Below are 21,465 nucleotides of genomic sequence, written 5' to 3'. Positions count from 1 at the left end.
TTTTCAAAAAAGATGTATTGCTAATTGCAGGTTGCGTGCCAACTTTTTAATTGATTGATTTTATTGGTTTAATTAATTTATACCTCTTTATTGTTAGTCAAAATGACTATGCTTAATATTGTCAATATGACATTATGCATTGTCAAAATGACTGTAAGAGGTACGCCATGAGCTTTTCCGTTGATGTGCTGGCTGGTATTGCTATCGAACTCCAGCGCGGCGTCGGCCATCAGGACCGATTTCAGCGTCTGATCACCACGCTGCGCCAGGTGCTGGAGTGTGATGCCTCCGCGCTGCTGCGCTACGACGCGCGGCAGTTTATTCCGCTGGCGATTGATGGGCTGGCGAAAGACGTGCTCGGCAGGCGTTTTACCCTCGAAGGGCATCCGCGGCTGGAGGCGATTGCCCGCGCAGGCGACGTGGTGCGTTTCCCGGCCGACAGCGATTTGCCGGACCCGTACGACGGCCTGATCCCTGGCCAGGAGAGCCTGAAGGTCCACGCCTGCATTGGGCTGCCGCTGTTTGCCGGGCAAAACCTGATTGGCGCACTGACTCTCGACGGTATGTCGCCGGACCAGTTTGATGTCTTCAGCGATGAAGAGCTGCGACTGATTGCCGCGCTGGCGGCGGGGGCGCTCAGCAACGCGCTGCTGATTGAGCAGCTTGAAAGCCAGAACATGCTGCCGGGCGCGCCGACCGATTTCGAGCAGGTGAAAGAGACGCAGATGATTGGTCTGTCGCCGGGCATGACGCAGCTGAAAAAAGAGATTGAGATTGTCGCCGCCTCTGACCTGAACGTACTGATAAGCGGCGAAACCGGCACCGGGAAAGAGCTGGTGGCAAAGGCGATTCATGAGGGCTCGCCGCGCGCGGTCAGCCCGCTGGTGTATCTGAACTGCGCCGCGCTGCCGGAGAGCGTGGCCGAGAGCGAGCTGTTTGGCCACGTCAAAGGGGCGTTTACTGGGGCTATCAGCAACCGCAGCGGCAAGTTTGAGATGGCCGACAACGGCACGCTGTTCTTAGATGAAATTGGCGAGCTGTCGCTGGCGCTGCAGGCCAAACTGCTGCGCGTGCTGCAGTATGGCGATATTCAGCGCGTCGGTGATGACCGCAGCCTGCGTGTTGATGTGCGGGTGTTGGCTGCGACCAACCGCGACCTGCGCGAAGAGGTGCTGGCGGGCAACTTTCGTGCAGACCTGTTCCATCGCCTGAGCGTATTTCCGCTGTTCGTGCCGCCGCTGCGGGAACGGGGTGACGACGTGGTGCTGCTGGCGGGCTACTTCTGCGAGCAGTGCCGGCTGCGGCTTGGATTGTCTCGAGTAGTATTAAGCAGCGGCGCACGGGCGCATCTGCAAAACTACGGCTGGCCGGGTAACGTGCGTGAACTGGAACATGCGGTGCACCGTGCGGTGGTGCTGGCGCGGGCAACCACGCGCAGCAACGGCGAGGTGGTACTGGAAGCGCAGCACTTTGCGTTCCAGGAAAGTACGCCGACGGCGGCGGTTGCTGAGGTTGCGGCCCCGTTGGCTACGGTGAATAACCTGCGCGACGCCACCGAGCATTTTCAGCGGCAGATGATTCGTCAGGCGCTGGAGACGCATCAACATAACTGGGCGGCAAGCGCCCGGGCGCTGGAGACAGACGTCGCCAACCTGCACCGGTTGGCGAAACGTCTGGGGCTGAAGGATTAAAGGATCCCGGCCTGGTAGAAGTTTTGCAGGTTAATTGCACCGACCAGCCGATGGTTGTCATCTACCACCGGCGCGGCGCTGATTTTCTGCTTCATCAGCTGTTCTTTAGCATCCACGGCGCGGGCCTGATCGTGCAGGGTCACGCCGCCCTTGGTCATCGCGTCGTTAACGCAATCCGCCAGCGAACCGCCGCTCACCAGCCAGCGACGCAGATCGCCGTCGGTGAACACGCCCTGAACCTGTGATTGATCGTTGCAGACCGCCACCATCCCCATGCCGGTGCGGCTGAGTTCCAGCATCGCATCCATTACGCTTGTGTGAACGGTGACCTGCGGGACATCGCTCTCTTGACGCATCAGGTGGTGAACGCGGTTGAGCAGGCGCGCGCCCAGCGCACCTGCTGGGTGAGAGCGCGCAAAATCTTCTTCATTAAAGCCGCGCGCCTGCATCACGGCAATCGCCAGCGCGTCGCCCATCATCAGCGTGTTGACGGTGCTGGAGGTTGGCGCCAGGTGCATCGGGCAGGCTTCACGTTCAACGGAAATATCGATAACGGCGTCGGCTGCCTGCGCCAGCGCGGAGTTGGCTTTGCCGGTCATTGCCAGCAGCACCACGGATTTTTCTTTCAAACGCGGAATAATGTAGTCGAGCTCTTTGGCGCTGCCGGAGTAGGAGATAAACAGCATCACGTCGCGGCTTTCCACCATACCCAAATCGCCGTGCAGCGCTTCCGCCGGATGGACGAAGAACGCCGGGGTGCCGGTGCTGGCGAAGGTGGCGGCCAGCTTTTTGCCGATATGGCCGGATTTGCCCATCCCGGAAACAATCAGTTTTCCTTTGCAGTTCAGGATGGCGTTGGCGGCCTGAACAAAGGTCTCGTCAAGACGGTCGGGTAGGCGGCTTGCTTCCTGCAGTTCCAGTAACAGGGCCTTACGCCCGGCCTCTAACAAAAAATCACTCATTGCTCTCTCCGGTTATGATCACTTCAATCCCTTTGTCTTCCAGCGCTTGACGAAACGCCGGGTCGATTCCCGCGTCGGTAATCAGCTTGTCGACGCTCTCCAGACTGCACACCACGTTAGGGCTTTTTCGTCCGAATTTTGAGGAGTCTGCCATCAGAATCACTTCGCGTGCGGCGTTGCACATCGCTTTACTGACGGTATAGACCTCGTTAAAGGTGGTCACCCCGGCGTTCAGATCGATGCCGTCGGTGCCCATAAAGAGTTTATCAAAGCTGAAATGCTCAAAGGCATTTTCCGCCAGTTGCCCGTGGAACGAGGCGGATTTTTTGCGGAAGGTGCCGCCGGGCATCAGGATAGTCTGCTCGTTGTCCAGTTCCGACAGCGCGTTAACGATGTGCAGGCTGTTGGTCATCACGGTGATGTTGCGAAAGCGGGCGAGCATGGGAACCATCTGTAACACGGTGCTTCCCGCATCCAGAATGATGGAATCACCGTCGTGGATAAAGGCAACCGCGGCCTCTGCGATGCGCTCTTTTTGGTGGGTGTTGATGAGCGTTTTGTGATCGATAGGCGGGTCGGATTCGTCCTTGTTTAACACTACTCCGCCGTAGGTTCGAATGACGGTTCCCGCGTTTTCCAGAATGACCAGATCCTTGCGAATGGTGGTTCCCGTGGTGTCAAAGTACTGGGCCAACTCTTCAACCGAGCATTTTCCCTGCTTTTGCAGGTGCTCAAGAATAGCGGCCTGACGCTGACGAGGTTTCATAGGCGTGATTACCCTGACATAAATTTGCGAAATGATAATTTCGCAAGCTATTAGCATTCACAACGAAATTACCCATGTTTCAGTTTAAGCGCCAATGATAGTGCATTCTGCGATAGGGGATCATGGGGAAAGATCACATCAGGCTGTAATTCATCACGATGTTTTCCTTTCAGCCCGTCAATTTTCCCCGGCCTGGCGAATACGGTGACCCCTTTCATAAACAGCGAATCGACAACGTGAAGGCGTTCATCCAGCGCGATAGCGACCACCACGCGCGGCTTAAAGCGCCCGCCGGAGCGCCCTACGCCAACTCGACCCTGCTGGCAGAGCTTATCGAACGCCCGGTTGAAGCGGTGGATTTGCCAGCCACCCAGCGCAAGCTGTGCGCACCAGGCAATAACGGCAACGGTAATCAGGGCTGAGACCATGACGTGCTCCTTGGTTGCCCGGTAAGCGCAGCGCCACCGGGCAAAACGTTTAGAACATCACCTGCCCGCCGGTGACGTTGATTGACTGGCCGGTACAGTAGGAGGCTTTCTGGCTGGCATAGAACAGCAGCATGTTCAGCACATCCTGGTAGTCGCAGCCACGTTTTAGCGGCACTTTATCAATGTAGTACTGCTCCACCTCGCCCGGTTCGATACCAAGCTTGGTGGCGTACTGCGGCAGCAGTGACTGAAACATCGGAGATTTCAGCAGGTTGCCAAGCATCAGTGAGTGCACGGTGATGCCGTACTCGGCCAAATCCAACGCCAGCGACTGCGTTAAGCCTACGCCGCCAAACTTTGCCGCGCTGTAGCCGGAGTTGTGCTTGCTGCCCACCTTGCCGGATTTTGAGTTAATTTGAATGATGCGCCCGGCAATGCCGTCACGGATCATCAGCCGGGAGAATTCGCGGGCGCAGAGGAAATAGCCCACCAGGTTGACCTGGAGCGAGCGGTCAAAATCGCCAAGCGCAAAGTCGCTGATAAATGCAGCTTTCGCGATACCGGCGCTGTAGACCAGTAGATCCGCGCGGCCAAAAATGTCATCCACGCCGCGCGATAGCGCCAGCACGCTCTGTTCGCTGGTGGCATCGGCTCCAAAGCCACAGGCCATCCCCTCGCCAAATTCGGCGTTAATCTCCTGCGCGACGCTGGCGGCTTTATCGCTTTGAATATCGACTACGGCGATGCGGTATCCCTCTGCGGCAAGCCCGCGGCAGAGGAAGGCCCCTAAGGTCTGGCCTCCGCCAATAACAATGGCAACCTGTTTCATGATTTTCTCCTTAAATCTCAATCGATAAACTGCAAAATAGTACCCGGTGCAATATCGTCCGGCGTAGGCCCGGCGAGGTGTACCGTGCCGGGAAACTTCGCTTCGTTTTGCCCGTCGAAGCACAGGGTGATATGTCCCAGTTCGCGCAGGTTTTGTTCGGCGACGCTGCCCACCGCGGTGACCTGATAGCGCTGGGGGCCAATCTCAAACTGCATGCCCCTCAGAAGTGGGCCGCTCAGTTCTGAGGGACGGTGGATGTAGCAAAATTCTTCAATATCTGCCGGAGCGCCTTCCCGGAAGGTGATCAGCATTTGTTCGCCCAGCGCTTCTGCGGCGCTCTGGCCGATACGGGTAATGGTGGTCTGATAAATCACGGCCATCGTGTTTTTCCTATTGATAGATAAAGCCGGATACAAACCAGGCAATCAGCACGGTTGGGGCGCCGGTCAAAAAGCGGCTCACCAGTACGGAAGGCACGCCGACGCGCACGGTGTTCTGCCGGGCCTCGGCGAGCGAGAGCCCCACCGGAATAAAATCGCAGGCGGCCTGGGCGTTAATCGCGAACAGGGCGGGCAGCGCCAGGTGCGGCGGGATATTGCCAAGCCCAATTTGCACGCCTATCAGGACGCCAATCACCTGAGCGATAACGGCGCCTGGCCCAAGGAAAGGGGATAGCAGCGGGAAGGAGCAGATCAGCGCCAGCGTGACCAGCCCAAGCGGGTGGCTGGCAAGCGGTGCCAGGCCGTGGGCTATCCAGTCGCCGAGGCCTGATGCCATGATGATGCCAATAAGCGCCGACACGAACGCCATAAACGGCAGAATGGTCTTGAGCACCGTATCGATGGTGTCGCGACCTGCCTGGAACAGCACCGCCACTGCCGATCCCATTCCCATGCCGACTTTGGCCAGCAGGCCGTCGCTCTGTTCGGTGATCTTTTTGCTGGTGTCGTAATCGCGCCCGCTGGCGGCCTTAGGCTTTGCGGACGGTGCGACGTCAGCGGTTTCGCTCGCGTTACCAACCAGGCGAATGTGCTCTTCCCTGACGCCGGAGACGTAAATATCCTCCAGAATAAACTGCGCCAGCGGGCCAGATTTGCCGGTGGCATGGATATTGATGGTGGGAATCCGGCGCTTCGGGTAGATACCGCAGCGCAGCGTACCGCCACAGTCGATGATCGCCACGCCAATCTCCTGCTCAGGCGGTTCACCCTCTTTAAATCCATCGACGGCCTGCCAGCCGGTGAGCTCGGCGAGTTTGTCAACGATGGCCGGGCGGGTTCCGGCCGTGATGTAGACGATTTTCTTACCGGGTTCGGCGTCCAGTTCAAGCGGGCCACCCCAGCCGCCGGTTCCTCTTTCAATACGAATACGCGTCATGATGCCGCTCCCGACAGTTGAACGTTCTGTTCCAATTGGATGCCCATTTTTTTCTCAAAGACGGCGGTGGTGAAGTCTGTAATCCAGCCGCGGAAGAAGTTAGTCACCAGACCGAGCATCAGGTAGCTCACCGCCAGCGGCCCGAGCGGCAGACCGAGCGTGGTCAGGCCGTTGGCTATGCCCAGATAGACAAACAGTTCACCGGGGTTGATGTGGGGGAAGAGTCCGTTCATCGAGTGGCAGCTATAGGAAGCGGCGGCGTAGTAGCTGGGCTTGTACTTTTCGGGCATAAAGCGCCCGAGGCTCAGCGTCATGGGGTTACAAAACACAAATGTGCCAATGCAGGGCAGCAGCAGGTAGCGAGAGACGGGGTTGTCGGCACAGCGTTGAGCAAACCGCTCAATGCGATGCTGACCGATGAAGTTAATGAGCGCATTCATGATAACCAGCAGGCTAATCAGCAGCGGAAGAATGCCGGTCACCATGCCGGTGAAGACCTCTCCGCCTTTCTGAAACAGCCCGATGAACCATTCAGCACCAAGGGTAATGGTGTCGACCATCGTTATCTCCTGTAGGTATTTATCGTTTTATACCCGTCATACTTCAAGTTGCAGGTGCGTTGGCTGCGTTCGCTCACCCCAGTCACTTACTAGAGTAAGCTCCTGGGGATTCACTCCCTTGCCGCCTTCCTGCAACTCGAATTATTTAGGGTATACGACCAAAAGGTGGGTGATTTTAATCAGATCGAAAGCTTTTGAGGTGTTATTTTGATCGCAAAATGAAAGATAAATATTTTATTGTGAAAGTTACTGCGAGGGTGGCCGCAGGAAAAAGAGAAAACGAAGTGCCGGAATGAGAAATTCTGCGAGCGAGCGCGACAACCGCTTCCTTGCAGCGTGGCGGATGCTTTACCATATTTAACTCTTGCTGATATTGTTAAACGGATGTCCCATGTTGAAGCGTCGTGTTCTGGCTTTACTCCCCCTGTGTGTCCTGCTCGCTGCCTGTAGTAGCAAACCTAAAACGGCTGAATCTCCGGCAACCACTTCCGGCGGTTTTCTCCTTGAACCTCAGCACAATGCGCTAATTCCGACCGGTGATTTTGCTAACAACCCGGCGGCAGAGCAGTTCATTGACAAGATGGTGAGCAAGCACGGTTTTGACCGACAGCAGCTGCATGAAATCCTCTCTCAGGCCAAGCGCCTGGACTACGTGCTGCGCCTGATGGACAGGCAGGCACCGACCGGCCTGCCGCCAACCGGCCCGAACGGGGCGTGGCTGCGCTATCGCAATCAGTTCATTACGCCGGATAACGTCCAGAATGGCGTGGTGTTCTGGAACCAGCATCAGGACGCGCTGCAGCGCGCTTCGCAGGTATACGGCGTGCCGCCGGAAATTATCGTCGGGATTATCGGTGTGGAAACTCGCTGGGGCCGCGTGATGGGTAAAACGCGCATTCTCGATGCGCTGGCGACGCTCTCCTTCAACTATCCGCGCCGCGCGGCGTACTTCTCCGGCGAGCTGGAAACCTTCCTGCTGATGGCGCGTGATGAGCAGGATGACCCGCTGGATCTGAAAGGCTCATTTGCCGGGGCGATGGGCTACGGGCAGTTTATGCCGTCTTCCTACAAAGAGTATGCGGTTGATTTCAATGGTGATGGTCATATCAACCTGTGGGATCCGGAAGATGCCATCGGCAGCGTGGCGAACTACTTCAAACAACACGGTTGGGTGAGCGGCGATGCGGTGGCGGTGCAGGCGATGGGTCAGGCTCCGGGGCTGGAGAATGGCTTCAAAACCAAATACAGCGTTTCGCAGCTGGCAGCGGCAGGCTTAACGCCGATGCAGCCGCTGGGTAATCATCAGCAGGCCAGCCTGCTGCGGTTGGATATCGGCACGGGCTATCAGTATTGGTACGGTCTGCCGAACTTCTACACCATCACCCGCTATAACCACAGCACCCACTATGCGATGGCCGTCTGGCAGCTGGGTCTGGCGGTCTCTCAGGCGCGCGGTCAGTAATCCTTCCTTCTGGCTCCCCTCGGTTCAGAGGGGGGCTTGTTACATTTCGCATCATTTTCTGCCGTTTACATCTTACTGTTAATTCAATATTGTTACGTTATAACATTAAATGATGAGGCGAAGATGTTCACTCCTGTTTTTATGGCCAGCAGCGTTACGCGGGTTTTGCTGGCCTGCGCGCTATTGAGCGTGCTGTGGCTGATGGTCTGGTGGGCGGTGTCGCTGCCATGATTGAACTGGACAACCTGGTGGCAGGCTATGAAGGCGTGGCGATTACGCCATCGCTGAGCGGCGTCATTCACAAAGGCAGCATGACGGCGATTGTCGGCCTGAACGGCTGCGGAAAATCCACTTTACTGAAAACGCTGGCGGGATTTATTCCGCCGGTAAGCGGCGTCATTCGCTGGGCACCTTCACGCCCGGTGATCGGTTGGCTGGCCCAGCGTCATGCGCTGGAGTCGCAGTTTCCGTTAACCGTGCTGGACGTGGTGAGCCAGGGGGCGTGGCCGCGAATTTCATTGCTGCGTGGCCTGCGTAGCGACACGCGCCAGCGCATTGCCGCTGCACTGGCGCGAGTCGGTCTGGAAAGCATGGCGAAAACACCCATTGACGCGCTTTCCGGCGGCCAGTTCCAGCGCATGCTCTTTGCCCGCGTGCTGGTACAACGCGCGCCGCTGGTGATGCTCGATGAGCCCTTTACCGGTATTGATGAAGCCACCAGTCATGACCTGATGGGGGTAATTCAGGAGATGCACCAGCAGGGGCAAACCGTGCTGGCGGTGCTGCATGACAATCAACGCGTGGCGGAGTACTTCCCGGAAACGCTGCTGCTGGCACCGCAGAACGCCTGCTGGGGGCATACCCGCGACGTGCTTTCTGCATTCAAATCCGCGAGGCACGCATGATCTGGCACACCTTCTTCCAACCCTTTATCGAGTTTGGCTTTATGCGCCGGGCGCTGGTGGTGTGCCTCGCGCTGTCGCTCAGTACCACCATCCTTGGCGTCTTTTTACTGCTGCGGCGGATGAGCCTGATGGGGGACGCGCTGTCGCACGCCATTCTTCCCGGCGTGGCGGTGGGTTATCTGGTCAACGGCATGTCACTGCTGGCGATGACCGTAGGCGGCTTTATTGCTGGCATTACGGTGGCGCTGGTGGCCGGTTGGGTTAGCCGACGCACGCCGCTGAAAGAGGATGCCAGCTTCGCCGGATTCTACTTAGGGTCGTTGGCGCTGGGGGTCACGTTGGTCTCGCTGCGCGGCTCCAACGTTGACCTGCTGCATCTGCTGTTCGGCTCGATTCTGGCGGTGGATAACGATGCCGCACTGTTTGTGGCGGGGGTCGCCAGCCTGACGCTGCTCTGCATTGCGCTTTTCTACCGGGGACTGGTGAGCGAAGCGTTTGATAGCAGTTGGCTACAGGTGAATGCGCGCTGGCTGCCTGTGTTGCTGCACGGGCTGTTTCTGGCGCTGCTGGTGCTCAACCTGGTGGCCGGTTTTCAGGTGCTGGGCACGCTGATGGCGGTGGGGGTCATGATGCTGCCCGCCGTTGCGGCGCGCTGCTGGGCGAAAACCTTACCGTCAATTCTGCTGCTGGCGGCGCTGATAGGCGGCGTATGTGCCTGGATGGGGCTCAGTCTGTCGTGGGCCGCGAATCTGCCCGCCGGACCGTCGATTGTGCTAACCGCGAGCGGTATCTTTTTGATTTCTGTGTTGTTTGGCAAGCGAAGCCGGCTGACCGTGAGCTGGTTAAAATGAAGAGGAAAGGGGACAAGATGAAACGTATTGGGGTGATTATGGCGCTGGCGTTAGGGCTGGCGGCGCAGGGGGCGATGGCAAAGACGCTCAACGTGGTCAGCAGCTTTTCAGTGCTGGGCGATATGGTGAAGCAGGTGGGTGGCGATCATGTTCACGTCGACACGCTGGTTGGCCCGGACGGCGACCCGCATACTTTTGAACCGTCGCCGAAAGACAGCGCGCTGCTCAGCAAAGCGGATGTCGTGGTGGTCAACGGTCTGGGGCTGGAAGGTTGGATGGACCGCCTTATCAAAGCATCGGGCTTTAAAGGTGAACTGGTGGTGGCTTCAACGGGCGTAAAAACCCACACTCTAGATGAAGATGGCAAAACGGTGACCGACCCGCACGCCTGGAACAGCGCGGCAAACGGCGCACTGTACGCGCAGAATATCCTGACTGGCCTGGTGAAGGCTGACCCGGAAGATAGCGCGGCGCTCAATGCTTCCGGCAAACGCTACATTGGCGAGCTTAACGATATTCATCGCTGGACGAAGCAGCAGTTCAGCGCCATTCCGCAGGCGAAGCGTAAGGTGCTGACCAGCCACGATGCCTTTGGCTACTTCTCTCGCGCCTACGGCGTCACCTTCCTGGCACCTCAAGGGCTCTCTTCAGAAAGCGAGGCCAGCGCGGCGCAGGTGGCAGCGTTGATTAAGCAAATTAAGGCCGATGGCGTACACACCTGGTTTATGGAAAACCAGCTCGATCCGCGCCTGGTGAAACAGATTGCCGCGGCTACCGGCTCGCAGCCGGGCGGCGAACTGTATCCGGAAGCGCTGTCGAAATCGGGCGGCGTGGCGGACAGCTACGTCAAAATGCTGCGTCATAACGTGGAGCTTATCGCCGCCAGCATGCGCTAAACCCGGCACTTCCTCGCCCCGGTTCTTCCGGGGCGTTCAATTTCGGAATCCCCCTCGTAAAATCACCATCCCGTCCCCACATCTGTTCTGAAAGTGCTATCTTTGATGGCCTCTTTATCGGGCTGAAGCGGAGCGATGATGACAGATTCAGAATTAATGCAGCTGAGTGAAAAGGTTGGCCTGGCGCTGAAAGCGCGTGGGGCGACGATGACCACCGCAGAGTCCTGTACCGGCGGCTGGATAGCCAAAACCATTACCGATATCGCTGGCAGTTCTGCCTGGTTTGAGCGTGGGTTTGTAACCTACAGCAACGAGGCCAAATCGCAGATGATCGGCGTGCGTGAAGTGACGCTCGAACAGCATGGTGCGGTGAGTGAACCGGTGGTCGTTGAGATGGCTATTGGCGCACTGCGCGCGGCGCGGGCTGACTTTGCAGTCTCGGTTAGCGGCATTGCCGGGCCGGACGGCGGCAGCGTGGAAAAGCCGGTTGGCACGGTCTGGTTCGGCGTAGCAAGCGCCACCGGGCAAGGCGTTACCCAGCGTGAATGCTTTGACGGCGACCGTGAATCGGTGCGTCGACAGGCGACCGCTTATGCGCTCAATCTCCTCTGGCAACAATTTCTACAAAATACTTGATACTGTATGACCATACAGTATAATTGCCTCAACAGAACAGAATTCACTATCCGGTAACACCCGGTATGACAGGAGTAATAATGGCTATCGACGAAAACAAACAGAAAGCGTTGGCTGCAGCGCTGGGCCAGATCGAAAAGCAATTCGGTAAAGGCTCCATCATGCGTCTGGGTGAAGACCGCTCCATGGACGTGGAAACTATCTCTACCGGTTCGCTTTCACTGGATATCGCGCTGGGCGCTGGCGGCCTGCCAATGGGCCGTATCGTCGAAATTTACGGGCCAGAATCCTCCGGTAAAACTACCCTGACGCTGCAGGTTATTGCCGCAGCACAGCGTGAAGGCAAAACCTGTGCGTTTATCGATGCTGAACACGCGCTGGACCCGGTTTATGCTCGCAAGCTGGGCGTTGATATCGACAACCTGCTGTGCTCCCAGCCGGACACCGGCGAACAGGCTCTGGAAATCTGTGACGCGCTGGCGCGTTCCGGTGCCGTAGACGTTATCGTCGTTGACTCCGTTGCGGCGCTGACGCCGAAAGCGGAAATCGAAGGCGAAATCGGTGACTCTCACATGGGCCTCGCGGCACGTATGATGAGCCAGGCGATGCGTAAACTGGCCGGTAACCTGAAGCAGTCCAACACCCTGCTGATCTTCATCAACCAGATCCGTATGAAAATCGGCGTGATGTTCGGTAACCCGGAAACCACTACCGGTGGTAACGCGCTGAAGTTCTACGCTTCCGTACGTCTTGATATCCGCCGTATCGGCGCGGTAAAAGAGGGCGACAACGTGGTGGGTAGCGAAACCCGCGTGAAGGTCGTGAAGAACAAAATTGCTGCACCGTTTAAACAGGCTGAATTCCAGATCCTTTACGGTGAAGGCATCAACTTCTTCGGCGAGCTGGTCGACCTCGGCGTGAAAGAGAAGCTGATCGAAAAAGCGGGTGCCTGGTACAGCTACAACGGCGACAAAATTGGTCAGGGTAAAGCGAACGCTATCTCCTGGCTGAAAGAGAACCCGGCTGCGGCGAAAGAAATTGAGAAGAAAGTGCGTGAGCTGCTGCTCAACAACCAGGACTCTACGCCGGACTTCGCCGTTGATAACAACAGCGTCGAAGAAACCAACGAAGACTTCTGATAATCTCTGAACTGAGACGAAGGGCTGCTTATGCAGCCCTTTTTGCATTTATTACGACGGTAAAACATCATGACCGAAAACTCACCGCGTCGTTCCGCCTATGCTCGCCTGCTGGATCGCGCCATTCGCATTCTGGCAATGCGTGATCACAGCGAACAGGAGCTGCGACGTAAACTTACCGCCCCAGTGATGGGCAAAAATGGTCCTGAGCCTATCGACGCGCCGCCGGAAGAGGTTGAAAAGGTGGTGGCCTGGTGCTTTGAAAACCGCTACCTCGACGATAGCCGCTTTGTGCAGCAGTTTATGGCCGGGCGCAGCCGCAAAGGATATGGCCCGGCGCGGATCCGTCAGGAGCTGGGGCAGAAGGGCATTGCCCGCGAAGCCATCGAGCAGGCCATGCGCGAGTGCGACATTGATTGGGCTTTACTGGCGCGCGATCAGGCGGTAAGAAAATACGGTGAACCGTTGCCGACCACTTTTGCGGAAAAGGTCAAAATCCAGCGTTTTTTGCTCTATCGCGGCTACCTGATGGAAGATATCCAGGAAATATGGCGAAATTTTGCTGATTGACCGCACTGGGGATTTTACTTCCCTTTAAAGAAAACTTATCTTATTCCCACTTTTTCCGTCCGGAGGCGGGTTGTTTTTAAAGCAATCCGCGTCGGTGACGAATATTCCTTAATACACAAAATCATTCAAGCCGCATCAGAACGATGGGCGAGAGAAGCTCCAGGCAGGTACTTCAGTACGTGTTCGGAGGTGAAAACAGCCGTTGCCTCGCGGTTTGAAGGATGAAGTGTAGCTTGATGTCAGGATAATTATGAGCAAGAGCACCGCTGAGATCCGTCAGGCGTTTCTCGACTTTTTCCATAGTAAAGGCCATCAGATAGTTGCCAGCAGCTCCCTGGTGCCGAATAACGACCCTACGTTGCTGTTTACCAATGCCGGGATGAACCAGTTCAAAGATGTGTTCCTCGGTCTCGACAAGCGTAATTATTCTCGCGCGACCACCGCGCAGCGTTGCGTGCGTGCGGGCGGTAAACACAATGACCTGGAAAACGTCGGTTACACCGCACGTCACCACACCTTCTTCGAAATGCTGGGTAACTTCAGCTTCGGCGACTATTTTAAACACGACGCTATTCAGTACGCGTGGGAACTGCTGACCGGTGAGAACTGGTTTGCCCTGCCGAAAGAGCGTCTGTGGGTCACCGTCTATGAGAGCGATGACGAAGCTTACGAAATCTGGGAAAAAGAAGTCGGTATCCCGCGTGAGCGCATCATCCGTATCGGCGACAACAAAGGCGCGCCGTACGCTTCGGATAACTTCTGGCAGATGGGCGATACCGGTCCTTGCGGCCCGTGCACCGAAATCTTCTATGACCACGGCGACCACATCTGGGGTGGCCCTCCGGGTTCCGCAGAAGAAGACGGTGACCGTTACATTGAGATCTGGAACATCGTCTTCATGCAGTTCAACCGTCAGGCTGACGGCACCATGGAACCGCTGCCGAAGCCGTCCGTGGACACCGGTATGGGTCTGGAGCGTATCACCGCTGTGCTGCAGCACGTGAACTCCAACTATGACATCGACCTGTTCCGTAAACTGATCGACGCGGTGGCGAAAGCGACCGGCGCGACCGATCTGAGCAACAAGTCTCTGCGCGTGATTGCGGACCACATTCGTTCTTGTGCGTTCCTGATTGCCGATGGCGTGATGCCGTCTAACGAAAGCCGCGGCTACGTGCTGCGTCGCATCATTCGTCGCGCCGTCCGCCATGGCAACATGCTGGGCGCGAAAGACACCTTCTTCTACAAGCTGGTTGGCCCGCTGGTAGAAGTGATGGGTGCAGCAGGCGAAGAGCTGAAACGTCAGCAGGCGCAGGTTGAGCAGGTACTGAAAACCGAAGAAGAGCAGTTTGCTCGTACGCTGGAGCGCGGTCTGGCGCTGCTCGACGAAGAGCTGGCAAAACTGACCGGCGATACGCTGGACGGCGAAACCGCTTTCCGTCTGTACGATACCTACGGCTTCCCGGTTGACCTGACGGCAGACGTTTGCCGTGAGCGCAACATCAAGGTTGACGAAGCTGGCTTCGAAGCCGCGATGGAAGAGCAGCGCCGTCGTGCGCGTGAGTCCAGCGGTTTTGGCGCAGACTACAACGCGATGATTCGCGTTGATGGTGCTTCAGAATTTAAAGGCTATGACCACCTGGAACTGAACGGCAAAGTGACTGCGCTGTTCGTTGACGGCAAAGCGGTAGACGCTATTGCTGCTGGCCAGGAAGCGGTTGTGGTGCTTGATCAGACTCCGTTCTATGCAGAGTCCGGCGGTCAGGTTGGCGATAAGGGCGAACTGAAAGGCGCGGGCTTTAGCTTTGCGGTCAGCGACACCCAGAAATACGGCCAGGCAATTGGTCACCTCGGCAAGCTGGCTACCGGCGCGTTGAAAGTGGGCGATGGTGTGCAGGCTGACGTTGATGTTGCACGCCGTGCACGCATCCGTCTGAACCACTCTGCAACGCACTTGATGCACGCGGCGCTGCGCCAGGTTCTGGGCACGCACGTTGCGCAGAAAGGCTCGCTGGTGAACGATAAGGTTCTGCGCTTCGACTTCTCTCATTTCGAAGCCATGAAGCCGGAAGAGATTCGTGCGGTTGAAGATCTGGTCAACGCCCAGATTCGTCGCAACCTGCCAATCGAAACCAACATCATGGATCTCGAAGCGGCGAAAGCGAAGGGCGCGATGGCGCTGTTCGGTGAGAAATATGACGACCACGTTCGCGTTCTGAGCATGGGCGACTTCTCTACCGAGCTGTGCGGTGGTACTCACGCTTCTCGTACCGGTGATATCGGTCTGTTCCGCATTGTGTCTGAATCCGGCACTGCGGCAGGCGTTCGTCGTATCGAAGCTGTCACTGGTGAAGGTGCAATTGCCACGCTGCACGCTGAAAGCGATCGCCTGAGCGATATTGCGCAGCTGCTGAAAGGCGACAGCCACAACGTCACCGAAAAAGTGCGTACCGTTATTGAACGTACGCGTCAGCTGGAAAAAGAGCTGCAGCAGCTGAAAGAGCAGGCCGCGGCACAGGAAAGCGCAAACCTTTCCAGTAAAGCTGAGAATATTAACGGCGTTAACCTTCTGGTGAGCGAGCTTGCCGGCGTTGAGCCGAAGATGCTGCGTACTATGGTCGACGATCTGAAGAACCAGCTAGGTTCTGCGGTTATCGTACTGGCGACGGTCGCAGAAGGTAAGGTTTCTCTGATTGCAGGCGTGTCTAAGGATGTGACCGACCGTGTGAAAGCAGGGGAGCTGGTTGGCATGGTCGCTCAGCAGGTGGGCGGCAAAGGGGGCGGTCGTCCGGATATGGCGCAAGCTGGTGGTACCGACGCGGCTGCGCTCCCTGCTGCACTGTCCAGTGTGAAAGGCTGGGTCAGCGCTAAACTGTAATAACAATAAACGCATGCGGGTGCCTTAACGTTAAATGTTAAGGCACCTTGCATATGCGGTACTGATAACGATAAAGTCAGGTTGAAGTCATGTAGATCGGCTAAACTTACATTTAACAGAGTGTGATGCCGTGACCGCTTACACGAAGGTGTTTGTCATAGCTGACCTTTTGGCGTTATATGATGGAGAATGCCGGGATACAGAGAGACCCGACTCTTTTAATCTTTCAAGGAGCAAAGAATGCTGATTCTGACTCGTCGAGTTGGTGAGACCCTCATGATTGGAGATGAGGTCACTGTGACAGTTTTAGGGGTGAAGGGTAACCAGGTGCGCATCGGCGTAAATGCCCCTAAAGAAGTCTCTGTTCACCGTGAAGAGATCTACCAGCGTATCCAGGCTGAAAAATCCCAGCAGTCCAGTTACTAAGTTCTCGCGTCTCACCCCGCGGGTGAGACGCACCTCTCGCAGTTTTCTTCGTTTTACTCTCGTTTTTCTTCCTTTTTTCCTCAACCCAGCTCTTCTGCGCCCATTTTCTTTTTTGCTGCTATACCGGCAAAAACGCAATTTATCTGTTGATAAAACGTGCATTCTGTCTTTTTTAACAGCTTATTGCGTGTGAAATGTGCAAACGAAAAAAATCTGCGGAAAATTGTTTGACTTATAAGTCCCAGAAAGTAATATGTGCGCCACACAGCGACGATGAGCAGAAACAAGTTCTTCGAAGCACTCGCAAGAGGTGTTGTTGGTGAGGTGGCCGAGAGGCTGAAGGCGCTCCCCTGCTAAGGGAGTATGCGGTCAAAAGCTGCATCCGGGGTTCGAATCCCCGCCTCACCGCCATTTGCATCCGTAGCTCAGCTGGATAGAGTACTCGGCTACGAACCGAGCGGTCGGAGGTTCGAATCCTCCCGGATGCACCATCTTCTCTGAGATAACGCATTAGCGTTGTTACAGAAAATCGATATTGCTTTAGCAGCGATATCAAATCTGCAGTAAAGTAAGTTTCCCGATGCATCCGTAGCTCAGCTGGATAGAGTACTCGGCTACGAACCGAGCGGTCGGAGGTTCGAATCCTCCCGGATGCACCATCTCTTACTTGATATCGTTTTTATAGCGGTATCAATATCGGCAGTAAAGCAAATTTCCCGATGCATCCGTAGCTCAGCTGGATAGAGTACTCGGCTACGAACCGAGCGGTCGGAGGTTCGAATCCTCCCGGATGCACCATCTTCTCTGAGATAACGCATTAGCGTTGTTACAGAAAATCGATAGCGCCTTAGCAGCGATATCAAATCTGCAGTAAAGTAAGTTTCCCGATGCATCCGTAGCTCAGCTGGATAGAGTACTCGGCTACGAACCGAGCGGTCGGAGGTTCGAATCCTCCCGGATGCACCATTATCTCGAAATATCCATTCTCTCAAATTTCTCCCCCAGTTAATCTTTCTCTTTTTACTCAAAAAAATCTTCTTCACACTTTTCTGATTGGCAACTCATTCTTTCCACTATAATTTATCTCTGTGACACCCTTATTCTGGTGACCTGAGTGCAAGGAGAGAAATCCATGAAATGGTTCAAAGCAATGGCTGCGTCTTGTGCAGCGCTTCTGGTAGCTATCTCGCTGTCTGGTTGTGCGGGTTCTTCAACCAAGGAAAGTACCGGTGGTTATATCGATGATACGGTCGTAACCACTAAGGTGAAAACCGCGCTGTTCAGCGATAAGCAGATAAAATCCAGCGAAATAAACGTACAGACCTTTAAAGGTCGCGTGCAGCTGAGCGGCTTTGTGTCGTCGGCAGCTGATGCAAAACGTGCGGTAGAAGTAACGCGCCAGGTACAGGGCGTGCGGGTTGTTGAAAACGATATGCAGATTAAATAACCCCTCAGCTAGTAACATGCAAAAAGGCACCCTATCGGTGCCTTTGTCGTCTCTGCGGCGGGCAGCGACAATCAGCCCCTTTTACGATAAAGTAACACTACGTTGGCGAAGGGTGAGAAGACAATGTACGAACGCTATGCTGGATTGATTTTTGATATGGATGGCACCATTCTTGATACGGAACCTACGCATCGTAAAGCGTGGCGTGACGTGCTGGGACGATATGGAATGCAGTTCGACGAACAGGCGATGGTTGCCCTGAATGGCTCTCCGACCTGGCGCATTGCCCAGGCGATTATTGAAAGCCATGAGGCCGATTTAGATCCCCATCTTCTCGCACGTGAAAAAACCGCGGCGGTAAAATCGATGCTGCTGGATTCGGTCACGCCATTACCGCTTATTGAGGTGGTGAAGGAGTGGCATGGCCGTCGTCCTATGGCGGTCGGCACCGGTAGCGAAAGCGCCGTGGCTGAAGCGCTGCTTGCGCATCTGGGACTGCGTCACTATTTTGCGGCCGTTGTCGCCGCCGATCATGTTAAACAGCATAAGCCCGCGCCGGATACGTTCTTATTGTGCGCCGAGTTGATCGGCGTGCCGCCTGAGCGTTGCGTGGTGTTTGAAGATGCCGATTTTGGGCTTCAGGCCGCTGCGGCGGCAGGAATGGACGCCGTTGACGTACGTCTGCTGTGAGTGAATTTCTGGCGCTGGGGTCGCTGTTTGCAAGCAGCTTCCTCAGTGCAACGCTGCTGCCGGGTAACTCCGAAGCCGTGCTGGTCGCGCTGCTGCTTTCTGGCGCGAGTAAGCCCTGGCTTCTGGTAGTAATAGCAACAATGGGTAATAGCCTTGGCGGGGCTACTAACGTTATTCTTGGTCGTTTTTTTCCATTACGCAAAACATCGCGATGGCAGGAAAAGGCAGTGGGTTGGCTCCGACGCTACGGCGCGGCGACGCTACTGCTGAGCTGGATGCCGGTTATCGGCGATTTGCTGTGCCTGTTGGCAGGGTGGATGCGTATTTCCTGGGGACCAGTACTCTTTTTTTTATGCCTGGGGAAAGCGTTACGTTACGTCGCAGTCGCGGCGCTGACGCTTCAGGGCATGACGTGGTGGCACTAATTGGATGGCAGGTGGAATATCGCATCTCCACGATGACAATTATGCTTAATAAAATGAATTCGACAGGCGGGAGGTCAATTTGATCCCGGACGTATCACAGGCGCTGTCCTGGCTGGAAAAACATCCTCAGGCTCTTCAGGGGATCCACCGCGGACTTGAGCGCGAAACGCTGCGTGTTAATGCAGATGGTTCTCTGGCAACAACCGGTCACCCGGAAGCGCTTGGCGCAACCCTGACCCACAAATGGATCACCACGGACTTTGCAGAAGCCTTGCTGGAGTTTATTACTCCGGTCGACGGCGACATCGACCATATGCTGACGCTGCTGCGTGACGTGCATCGCTACACCGCACGTCAGCTGGGCGACGAACGCATGTGGCCGCTGAGCATGCCTTGCTACATTGCACCGGGTCAGGAGATTGAGCTGGCGCAGTACGGCACGTCGAATATCGGCCGCTTGAAAACGCTGTATCGTGAAGGTCTGAAGAACCGCTACGGCGCGTTGATGCAGACCATCTCTGGCGTACACTACAACTTCTCGCTGCCAATGGCATTCTGGCAGGCGAAGTGTGGCACAGACGATAAAGAGGCGATTTCAGCCGGCTATTTCCGTCTGATTCGCAACTACTACCGCTTTGGCTGGGTGATCCCGTATCTGTTCGGGGCGTCACCGGCAATTTGCTCTTCGTTCCTGCAGGGCAAACCGACCACGCTGCCGTTTGAGAAAACGGAATGCGGCATGTACTACCTGCCGTACGCCACCTCTCTGCGCCTTAGCGACCTTGGCTATACCAATAAATCGCAAAGCAATCTCGGAATTACGTTTAACGAACTGCACGAATATGTGGCAGGATTAAAGCGCGCGATTAAAACCCCGTCGGAAGAGTATGCCCGTATCGGCCTTGAGAAGGACGGTAAGCACCTGCAGATCAACAGCAACATTCTGCAGATTGAAAACGAGCTGTACGCGCCAATTCGTCCTAAGCGCGTTACGCGCGACGGCGAAACGCCTTCCGATGCGCTGCTGCGCGGTGGTATCGAGTACATTGAAGTTCGCTCACTCGATATCAACCCGTTCTCGCCAGTTGGCGTCGACGAGCAGCAGATTCGCTTCCTTGACCTGTTTATGGTCTGGTGCGTGCTGGCGGATGCGCCAGAGATGAGCAGCGATGAGCTGCTGTGTACGCGCACGAACTGGAATCGCGTGATTCTGGAAGGGCGTAAGCCTGGCCTGACGCTGGGCATTGGCTGTGAAACGGCGCAGTTCCCGCTGACGAAAGTGGGTAAAGATCTGTTCCACGATCTTAAGCGCGTGGCGCAGACGCTGGACGGCATCAACGGCGGAACGGCATACCAGAAGGTATGTGATGAGCTGGTCGCCTGCTTTGATAATCCAGATTTAACCTTCTCGGCGCGTATTCTGCGTTCTATGCTTGATGAGGGCATTGGCGGTACGGGCAAGGCGCTGGCCGAACAGTATCGTACGATGCTGCGTGAGGAGCCGCTGGAGATTCTGAGCGAAGAGGATTTTGCGAAGGAGCGCGATGCCTCCCGAGCACGTCAGCAGCAGATTGAAGAGGCGGATAACGAACCGTTTGAAGCACTGCTGGCGAGACACGCCTGATACAAAAGAAAAAGGCCACATCACTGTGGCCAAAATATACATCTCTGAATCAGGGATGATGATAACAAATGCGCGTCTTTCATATACTAAGACTGGCATGGGAACAAAGAGTTCAGTTTATTTTTAAAAAAATCACATTATCCTGAAGCGGAGCGCGGTGAATTGCATAAAGTTGTATCTATTCAAGTGGTTAGGTTATTTGGTGGATAGAAAAAAAGTGCAGCACGCGTGAGCATGAAGGTGATATCGGAGGTTACGAAATGCCGTTGTTAGATAGCTTCACAGTCGATCATACCCGTATGGAAGCCCCTGCCGTTCGCGTGGCGAAGAAAATGAACACCCCGCACGGCGACGCGATCACGGTTTTTGACCTGCGTTTTTGCATTCCGAACAAGGAAGTGATGCCAGAAAGAGGGATCCACACCCTGGAGCACCTGTTTGCTGGCTTTATGCGTGACCATCTGAACGGTAACGGCGTTGAGATTATCGATATCTCGCCAATGGGCTGCCGTACTGGTTTCTACATGAGCCTGATTGGTACGCCGGACGAGCAGCGCGTAGCCGATGCCTGGAAAGCGGCAATGGCAGACGTGCTGAAAGTGCAGGATCAAAATCAGATCCCTGAGCTGAACGTATACCAGTGCGGGACTTATGAGATGCACTCCCTCAGCGAAGCGCAGGAGATTGCGCGCCACATTATCGACCGTGGTGTACGCATCAATAGCAATGATGAACTGGCGCTGCCAAAAGAGACGCTGAAAGAACTGCACATCTAGTTTGTGTCGTTTGTGTATTCAGCAGACTGATAAAACCCGGAACGCTCCGGGTTTTTTATTCCCCACCATTGTTATATTTGTGGTTTCTCTGCAACAAAGTAATTCATAATTAAAATAAGTGTGACGA

22 protein-coding genes and 5 tRNA genes are annotated in these 21,465 nt (G+C 55.6%); 20 read left to right on the top strand and 7 right to left on the bottom strand.

The annotated features are described in order from the left end of the window. Positions 1-167 precede the first annotated feature (167 nt). Entirely contained in the window at positions 168-1,691 is a 1,524-nt protein-coding gene (norR, locus tag AB2B48_RS12885; RefSeq protein WP_368299332.1) for a nitric oxide reductase transcriptional regulator NorR, read from the top strand. On the opposite strand, the gene gutQ is transcribed toward norR, so the two are convergent. The 7 genes from gutQ to AB2B48_RS12850 form a co-directional block, all read right to left on the bottom strand. Further along, positions 1,688-2,653: an arabinose-5-phosphate isomerase GutQ gene (gutQ, locus tag AB2B48_RS12880; RefSeq protein WP_368299331.1), complete on the bottom strand. Its 966-nt coding sequence runs from the start codon at positions 2,651-2,653 to the stop codon at positions 1,688-1,690. The two genes, norR and gutQ, sit on opposite strands and share 4 nt — an antisense overlap. Further along, positions 2,646-3,419, bottom strand: a complete 774-nt coding sequence (gene srlR / locus AB2B48_RS12875; protein ID WP_185668062.1) for a glucitol operon DNA-binding transcriptional repressor SrlR — start codon at positions 3,417-3,419, stop codon at positions 2,646-2,648. Before srlR ends, gutQ begins: the two co-directional genes overlap by 8 nt. A 68-nt stretch (positions 3,420-3,487) precedes the next feature. After that, positions 3,488-3,847 carry a transcriptional regulator GutM gene (gene gutM, locus AB2B48_RS12870; RefSeq protein ID WP_185668063.1) on the bottom strand — a complete coding sequence of 120 codons (360 nt, stop codon included), beginning with the start codon at positions 3,845-3,847 and terminating at the stop codon, positions 3,488-3,490. 49 nt (positions 3,848-3,896) lie between these two features. After that, entirely contained in the window at positions 3,897-4,676 is a 780-nt protein-coding gene (gene srlD / locus AB2B48_RS12865) for a sorbitol-6-phosphate dehydrogenase (protein ID WP_368299330.1), read from the bottom strand. Positions 4,677-4,693: 17 nt separating this feature from the next. Next, positions 4,694-5,056 (bottom strand): PTS glucitol/sorbitol transporter subunit IIA, encoded by a 363-nt coding sequence (gene srlB / locus AB2B48_RS12860; protein ID WP_368299329.1) that lies wholly within the window; start codon positions 5,054-5,056, stop codon positions 4,694-4,696. Positions 5,057-5,066: 10 nt separating this feature from the next. Then, positions 5,067-6,053, bottom strand: coding sequence for a PTS glucitol/sorbitol transporter subunit IIB (locus AB2B48_RS12855; protein WP_185668066.1), 987 nt, complete (start codon positions 6,051-6,053; stop codon positions 5,067-5,069). Next, positions 6,050-6,613 (bottom strand): PTS glucitol/sorbitol transporter subunit IIC, encoded by a 564-nt coding sequence (locus tag AB2B48_RS12850; RefSeq protein WP_368299328.1) that lies wholly within the window; start codon positions 6,611-6,613, stop codon positions 6,050-6,052. The genes AB2B48_RS12855 and AB2B48_RS12850 overlap by 4 nt, the downstream gene beginning before the upstream one ends. A 391-nt stretch (positions 6,614-7,004) precedes the next feature. Between AB2B48_RS12850 and mltB the strand changes: the two genes are divergently transcribed. The 19 genes from mltB (at position 7,005) to luxS (ending at position 21,338) form a co-directional block, all read left to right on the top strand. Beyond that, positions 7,005-8,075 (top strand): lytic murein transglycosylase B, encoded by a 1,071-nt coding sequence (gene mltB, locus AB2B48_RS12845; protein WP_185668068.1) that lies wholly within the window; start codon positions 7,005-7,007, stop codon positions 8,073-8,075. Positions 8,076-8,269: 194 nt separating this feature from the next. Then, positions 8,270-8,980 carry a metal ABC transporter ATP-binding protein gene (locus tag AB2B48_RS12840; RefSeq protein WP_185668069.1) on the top strand — a complete coding sequence of 237 codons (711 nt, stop codon included), beginning with the start codon at positions 8,270-8,272 and terminating at the stop codon, positions 8,978-8,980. Next, entirely contained in the window at positions 8,977-9,831 is an 855-nt protein-coding gene (locus AB2B48_RS12835; protein WP_185668070.1) for a metal ABC transporter permease, read from the top strand. The genes AB2B48_RS12840 and AB2B48_RS12835 overlap by 4 nt, the downstream gene beginning before the upstream one ends. A 17-nt stretch (positions 9,832-9,848) precedes the next feature. Further along, complete coding sequence (locus AB2B48_RS12830) at positions 9,849-10,727, top strand: metal ABC transporter substrate-binding protein (RefSeq protein ID WP_368299327.1); 879 nt, start codon at positions 9,849-9,851, stop codon at positions 10,725-10,727. Between the two features lie 138 nt (positions 10,728-10,865). Then, positions 10,866-11,363 (top strand): nicotinamide-nucleotide amidase, encoded by a 498-nt coding sequence (gene pncC / locus AB2B48_RS12825; protein WP_368301961.1) that lies wholly within the window; start codon positions 10,866-10,868, stop codon positions 11,361-11,363. 80 nt (positions 11,364-11,443) lie between these two features. Then, positions 11,444-12,502, top strand: a complete 1,059-nt coding sequence (recA, locus tag AB2B48_RS12820; RefSeq protein WP_035892538.1) for a recombinase RecA — start codon at positions 11,444-11,446, stop codon at positions 12,500-12,502. Positions 12,503-12,571: 69 nt separating this feature from the next. Further along, the gene (gene recX, locus AB2B48_RS12815) at positions 12,572-13,072 is read left to right on the top strand and encodes a recombination regulator RecX (RefSeq protein WP_185668072.1); all 501 of its coding nucleotides are present in this window, start codon (positions 12,572-12,574) and stop codon (positions 13,070-13,072) included. Between the two features lie 250 nt (positions 13,073-13,322). Then, positions 13,323-15,950 carry an alanine--tRNA ligase gene (gene alaS, locus AB2B48_RS12810; protein ID WP_368299326.1) on the top strand — a complete coding sequence of 876 codons (2,628 nt, stop codon included), beginning with the start codon at positions 13,323-13,325 and terminating at the stop codon, positions 15,948-15,950. Between the two features lie 240 nt (positions 15,951-16,190). After that, positions 16,191-16,376, top strand: coding sequence for a carbon storage regulator CsrA (csrA, locus tag AB2B48_RS12805; RefSeq protein ID WP_000906486.1), 186 nt, complete (start codon positions 16,191-16,193; stop codon positions 16,374-16,376). A 318-nt stretch (positions 16,377-16,694) separates the two neighbouring features. Beyond that, positions 16,695-16,787: transfer RNA gene (locus tag AB2B48_RS12800), tRNA-Ser, on the top strand. Between the two features lie 3 nt (positions 16,788-16,790). Next, a tRNA-Arg gene (locus AB2B48_RS12795) sits at positions 16,791-16,867 on the top strand. A gap of 91 nt (positions 16,868-16,958) precedes the next feature. After that, positions 16,959-17,035: transfer RNA gene (locus AB2B48_RS12790), tRNA-Arg, on the top strand. 62 nt (positions 17,036-17,097) lie between these two features. Beyond that, positions 17,098-17,174 (top strand) — tRNA-Arg (locus AB2B48_RS12785). Positions 17,175-17,265: 91 nt separating this feature from the next. Next, positions 17,266-17,342, top strand: a tRNA-Arg gene (locus AB2B48_RS12780). A gap of 166 nt (positions 17,343-17,508) precedes the next feature. After that, a complete protein-coding gene (locus AB2B48_RS12775; protein WP_035897502.1) occupies positions 17,509-17,823 on the top strand; it encodes a BON domain-containing protein in 315 nt (104 codons plus the stop codon). 123 nt (positions 17,824-17,946) lie between these two features. Further along, the gene (gene yqaB / locus AB2B48_RS12770; protein ID WP_185668705.1) at positions 17,947-18,513 is read left to right on the top strand and encodes a fructose-1-phosphate/6-phosphogluconate phosphatase; all 567 of its coding nucleotides are present in this window, start codon (positions 17,947-17,949) and stop codon (positions 18,511-18,513) included. Then, on the top strand, positions 18,510-18,938 hold the full coding sequence (locus AB2B48_RS12765; protein WP_185668706.1) for a YqaA family protein: 429 nt from the start codon (positions 18,510-18,512) through the stop codon (positions 18,936-18,938). The genes yqaB and AB2B48_RS12765 overlap by 4 nt, the downstream gene beginning before the upstream one ends. A 79-nt stretch (positions 18,939-19,017) precedes the next feature. After that, entirely contained in the window at positions 19,018-20,562 is a 1,545-nt protein-coding gene (gene gshA / locus AB2B48_RS12760) for a glutamate--cysteine ligase (RefSeq protein ID WP_368299325.1), read from the top strand. A 260-nt stretch (positions 20,563-20,822) separates the two neighbouring features. Further along, the gene (gene luxS / locus AB2B48_RS12755) at positions 20,823-21,338 is read left to right on the top strand and encodes an S-ribosylhomocysteine lyase (RefSeq protein WP_185668708.1); all 516 of its coding nucleotides are present in this window, start codon (positions 20,823-20,825) and stop codon (positions 21,336-21,338) included. Positions 21,339-21,465: the final 127 nt, after the last annotated feature.

It is taken from the genome of Kluyvera sichuanensis, assembly GCF_040930405.1.
GTDB classification, from domain to species: domain Bacteria; phylum Pseudomonadota; class Gammaproteobacteria; order Enterobacterales; family Enterobacteriaceae; genus Kluyvera; species Kluyvera sichuanensis.
The sequence above is the reverse complement of the archived record's forward strand: the minus strand, read 5'-3'. Positions and strand labels throughout refer to the sequence as shown.

Coding starts and splice junctions, on each gene's coding strand:
- alaS (WP_368299326.1), top strand. CDS start 13,323: ATGAGCAAGAGCACCGCTGAGATCCGTCAGGCGTTTCTCGACTTTTTC.
- srlB (WP_368299329.1), bottom strand. CDS start 5,056: ATGGCCGTGATTTATCAGACCACCATTACCCGTATCGGCCAGAGCGCC.
- pncC (WP_368301961.1), top strand. CDS start 10,866: ATGACAGATTCAGAATTAATGCAGCTGAGTGAAAAGGTTGGCCTGGCG.
- AB2B48_RS12835 (WP_185668070.1), top strand. CDS start 8,977: ATGATCTGGCACACCTTCTTCCAACCCTTTATCGAGTTTGGCTTTATG.
- AB2B48_RS12775 (WP_035897502.1), top strand. CDS start 17,509: ATGAAATGGTTCAAAGCAATGGCTGCGTCTTGTGCAGCGCTTCTGGTA.
- norR (WP_368299332.1), top strand. CDS start 168: ATGAGCTTTTCCGTTGATGTGCTGGCTGGTATTGCTATCGAACTCCAG.
- AB2B48_RS12855 (WP_185668066.1), bottom strand. CDS start 6,053: ATGACGCGTATTCGTATTGAAAGAGGAACCGGCGGCTGGGGTGGCCCG.
- recX (WP_185668072.1), top strand. CDS start 12,572: ATGACCGAAAACTCACCGCGTCGTTCCGCCTATGCTCGCCTGCTGGAT.
- srlR (WP_185668062.1), bottom strand. CDS start 3,419: ATGAAACCTCGTCAGCGTCAGGCCGCTATTCTTGAGCACCTGCAAAAG.
- gutM (WP_185668063.1), bottom strand. CDS start 3,847: ATGGTCTCAGCCCTGATTACCGTTGCCGTTATTGCCTGGTGCGCACAG.
- luxS (WP_185668708.1), top strand. CDS start 20,823: ATGCCGTTGTTAGATAGCTTCACAGTCGATCATACCCGTATGGAAGCC.
- csrA (WP_000906486.1), top strand. CDS start 16,191: ATGCTGATTCTGACTCGTCGAGTTGGTGAGACCCTCATGATTGGAGAT.
- mltB (WP_185668068.1), top strand. CDS start 7,005: ATGTTGAAGCGTCGTGTTCTGGCTTTACTCCCCCTGTGTGTCCTGCTC.
- srlD (WP_368299330.1), bottom strand. CDS start 4,676: ATGAAACAGGTTGCCATTGTTATTGGCGGAGGCCAGACCTTAGGGGCC.
- AB2B48_RS12850 (WP_368299328.1), bottom strand. CDS start 6,613: ATGGTCGACACCATTACCCTTGGTGCTGAATGGTTCATCGGGCTGTTT.
- recA (WP_035892538.1), top strand. CDS start 11,444: ATGGCTATCGACGAAAACAAACAGAAAGCGTTGGCTGCAGCGCTGGGC.
- gutQ (WP_368299331.1), bottom strand. CDS start 2,653: ATGAGTGATTTTTTGTTAGAGGCCGGGCGTAAGGCCCTGTTACTGGAA.
- AB2B48_RS12830 (WP_368299327.1), top strand. CDS start 9,849: ATGAAACGTATTGGGGTGATTATGGCGCTGGCGTTAGGGCTGGCGGCG.
- yqaB (WP_185668705.1), top strand. CDS start 17,947: ATGTACGAACGCTATGCTGGATTGATTTTTGATATGGATGGCACCATT.